Annotated in this window: 2 protein-coding genes and 1 riboswitch; both genes read right to left on the bottom strand. The window is 71.4% G+C overall.

Annotation, left to right across the window (positions count from 1 at the left end; genetic code table 11):
- On the bottom strand, positions 1-2174 hold a 2174-nt coding region (locus G6023_RS14475), incomplete at its 3' end, for a cobaltochelatase subunit CobN (protein ID WP_182636168.1).
- A gap of 18 nt (positions 2175-2192) precedes the next feature.
- Positions 2193-2388, bottom strand: a riboswitch (cobalamin riboswitch).
- Positions 2389-2609: 221 nt separating this feature from the next.
- The coding region (locus G6023_RS14480) for a M23 family metallopeptidase (protein WP_241727877.1) at positions 2610-3712 on the bottom strand (1103 nt) is incomplete at its 5' end.

Raw genomic sequence — 3712 nt, forward strand, 5'->3', positions numbered from 1 at the left:
AGGCCCGGAACCGCCCCGGACTCGCCGCCCCACACCTGCGAGGCCCGCAGGATCGCCAGCACCAGGTTGACGCGCGCCTCGCCCGCGGGCGCCTGGCCCAGGACGTGCAGGCCGTCGCGGATCTGGACGTCCTTGATCTCGCACAGCCAGCCGTCGACGTGGAGGAGGAAGTCGTCGAACTCCTCGTCGTCGGGCCGCTGCTCGAGGCCCAGGTCCTCGTGCATGTGCGCGGACTGCATGAGGGTCCAGATCTGCGCGCGAATGGCCGGGAGCTTGGCCGGGTCCATCGACGCGATGTTCCCGTACTCGTCGAGCAGCTGCTCCAGGCGGGCGATATCTCCGTACGACTCCGCGCGGGCCATCGGCGGGACCAGGTGGTCCACGATCGTGGCGTGCGCGCGGCGCTTGGCCTGGGCGCCCTCGCCGGGGTCGTTGACGAGGAACGGGTAGATCAGCGGAAGGTCGGCGATCGCCGCGTCGGTGGCACAGTCCGCCGAGAGCGCCGCGTTCTTGCCCGGCAGCCATTCGAGCGAGCCGTGTTTGCCGATGTGCACCAGCGCGTGGGCGCCGAAGCCGTGGGCGAGCCAGCGGTAGGCGGCCAGGTAGTGGTGGGACGGCGCGAGCTCCGGGTCGTGATAGATGGCGACCGGGTTCTCGCCGAAGCCGCGGGGCGGCTGGATCAACAGGACGACGTTGCCGGCCTGGATGGTGGCCAGGACGATCTCGCCGGCGTCGTTGACGAACAGCTCGCCCGGCACGGGCCCCCACGCCTCGACCATCTCCGCGCGCAGCGCCTCGGGCAGGTCCGCGGTCCAGCGCAGGTAGTCGTCGGTGGAGATCCGCACGTGGCTGTCGGTGAGCTGGGCGCTGGTGAGCCACTCCTCGTCCTGCCCGCCCGCGGCGATGAGCGCGTGGATGAGGGCGTCGCCGGCGGCGGTGTCGTCGGCGTAGTCCCCGGCGGTGTCCAGGAACCGGGCGATGGGGCCGTCGTCCGGGCCCAGGTCGTAACCCTCGTCGCGCATCCGGCGCAGCAGGCGGATGGTCGAGACCGGGGTGTCCAAACCGACGGCGTTGCCGATGCGGGAGTGCTTGGTGGGGTACGCCGACAGGACCAGCGCGACCTTGCGGTCGGCCGGCGCCACGTGGCGCAGCCGCGCGTGGGCCACGGCGATCCCGGCGACACGCGCGCACCGCTCGGGATCGGCCACGTAGCGGGGCAGGCCGTCGGCGTCGATCTCCTTGAACGAGAACGGCGCGGTGATGATCCGGCCGTCGAACTCGGGGATCGCGATCTGGTTGGCGGAGTCCAGCGGGTTGACGCCGTCGTCTGAGGCCGCCCAGTCCTCGCGGCTCCACGTCAGGCACAGGCCCTGCAGGACGGGAATGTCCAGCGCGGCGATGCGCTCGACGTCCCACGTCTCGTCCTCGCCGCCCGCACTCACCGCACCGGGCGTGGTGCCGCCGGCGGCGAGGACCGTGACGACCAGCGCGTCCAGTGAGCCGAGCGCGTCGAACAGCTCGTCGGGGGCCGAGCGCAGGGAGCCGGCGAAGACCGGCACTCCCACCGCGCCAGCGGCGTCGATCGCGTCGGCCAGCGAGTGGGCGAATCCGGAGTTCCCGCTCACCTCGTGGGCGCGGTAGTAGAGCACGCCCACGCGGGGCAGGCCGGGGGCTTCCGTCGTGTCCGGCCGCGGCGGCATACCCCACACCGGCACGTTCTCCGGCGGCTCGAACCCGGCGCCGGTGAGCAGCACGGTGTCGGCCAGGAACGCGTGCAGCTGCGCGAGATTGCCCGGGCCGCCCTCGGCGAGATAGCGGTGCGCCTCGGCCGCGATGCCGATCGGGACCGTGGACAGCTCCATCAGGTCGGCGTCGGGGGTCTGCTCCCCACCCAGGACCACCACCGGGACGCCCGCGCCGAGCACGGCGGCGAACCCGGCCTCCCAGGATCGTCGGGAGCCGAGGATGCGGACCACCACCAGGTCGGCGCCGTCGAGCAGTGCGGGCAGATTCGCCTCGACGTCGAGTCGGGACGGGTTGCCGAGCGTGAACGCCGCGCCGGATTCGCGCGCGGAGAGCAGGTCCGTGTCGGAGGTGGACAACAGGGTGATGCGGGGCACGTCGTGCTGTGCCGCGGCGTCATCAGGGGACGCCAAACGCCGGGTGGGGCGCATGTTCTTCTCCAAACCCTCGTGGAACATGTCGCCGTGGCCGGTCTCCTGGCTTCCGCATCAACGCCGTGCGACCGACCTTCCCGGATCCTGGAGGATCCAGTGGCCTCCGCCCCCTGAGGGACGGACGAGGGTCGCATGACTCCGCGACTACAGTGGCGAGGGCCGCGCCGGCTTTTCCTCCGGCTTCCCGAACACCACGGCACGGGCGAGCCTATCCGGCGCACCCCGCCCGTGGCCGACCGGCTGCCGCGCGTCAGCCGGGGACGGCCATCCCGGTCAGGGGAAGTCCACCACCGCGAGGTTGAGGGGCAGCTCGTTCATCCGCGGCTCCGGCGAGAGGTCCGCGGTGTCGACGAAGGTGCCGGACAGGTAGTCGTCGGCGTCGGCGGTCCGCTGCGGCGGGACCTGCCCGGCGTAGTCGAACCCCTTCAGCTCCTACGGCAGCGAGTCGGCCTCGAGCAGGCTCGGCCCGTCCATGAGCTGGAAGTGCAGGTGCGAGGCGTTGGCGTTGCCGGTGTTGCCGAGCTTGCCCAGCACCTGGCCCTCGGTGACCGTGTCGCCGGGTTTCACCGTGACCGAGCCGGAGATCATGTGTGCGTACATCGCGAACACGCCGTCGCCGAGGTCGAGCACCACGTGGTTGCCGTCCACGTTCTCGACGGTGAGCTTGGAGGCCAGTTCCGGGTTGCTGGCGGGCAGGACCCCCGGCGCGTTGGCCTCCATACCGTCGAGGACCGAGACGACGGTGGCGTCGGCGACGGCGAGGATCTCGGCGCCGTAATCCACGTAGCTCTCGTTGTGATTCCTGTCGCCCGTGAAGAACTCGCCCTCGTCATTGGTGCGTTTCCAGTCGATCGCAAAGCGCTGACTGTTGTTGAGTTTGTCGTTGACCGACATCACCGAGCTGCGGTGCGGGAAGCCCGGCTCGCAACACCCGTTGAGGGCCACCCAGTTCTCGCCCCGCACGGGCGGAGCGATGATCGGCACGGTGCGGGTGGAGAAGGCGACCGGCGTCGTGAGGTAGTCGATGGGTCCGGGCTCGCCGGAGGCCGGCGAGGCGGCGCCGGTCCCGTAGAGGTGGTGCAGCACCGCGTCCGGGGCCTGGTCGAGCGAGTCGAGGGTGAAGTCGATGAACACGACCCGGCTCTCCTGCGGCGGGATCTGCGCGGTGTCGACGTACCCGGCGGGCAGGTCGCGCAGGCGGTTGCAGTCACCGAAGACGCAGTCCGGGTCCACCAGCTCGGCGGCGGAGAAGCTGGCGATGACCTTGGAGGGATCGGTTCCGTCCACCACGTCGATCTTGTCCACGCTCGCCGGCACCTTGGTGGCGTTGGTGAGCTGCAGGTCGTAGGCCACGTGGTACTTGCCGTCGGTGCCCTTGAACGGCAGCGGCGGGTTGCCGATGGGGGTCATCGTCAGCGCGGTGAACGCGTCCGGGACGCTCACCCCGGCGACGGACCCGGCGGCCGGCGCTGGCGTCGTCGTGGCGGCCGATTCGGCCGCGGCGGGTTCGGTGGCGGCGTCGGCGAGCACCCGGC

The sequence above is a fragment of the Dietzia sp. DQ11-71 genome (genome assembly GCF_014144995.1).
Classification (GTDB): Bacteria; Actinomycetota; Actinomycetes; order Mycobacteriales; family Mycobacteriaceae; genus Dietzia; species Dietzia kunjamensis.